General features: G+C 54.5%; 1 protein-coding gene. It reads right to left on the minus strand.

Annotated features, from left to right (window positions below; genetic code table 11):
* Positions 1 to 266: type 4b pilus protein PilO2 (pilO2, locus tag QN347_RS20085; protein ID WP_323494444.1), on the minus strand; the 266-nt coding region annotated here is incomplete at both ends.

Here is a 266-nt window from a genome sequence, read left to right on the forward strand (position 1 = left end):
GTACCGACCTGATCACAAGCAGGAAGAACGGCGCCTTGATCCACTGCGACTAAAGCGTATCGATCTTCATTCGGGGAGACTCGCCAAGCGGCGATCCATGAATCGCCCAACTGACCGGCCAATGACGCGGCGAGTGAGTACATACCTTTCACTGCGCCATCATTGTGAGCGACAAATCCGGCTTGAATGATGGTCTTAGCGGGCCGGATAGCCACGATATCCATCATTTCTTTACGACCGAACTGGCGAGCCTCACGCATATAGCC

This window comes from Sphingomonas sp. 10B4 (assembly GCF_035019905.1).
GTDB classification, from domain to species: domain Bacteria; phylum Pseudomonadota; class Alphaproteobacteria; order Sphingomonadales; family Sphingomonadaceae; genus Sphingomonas; species Sphingomonas glacialis.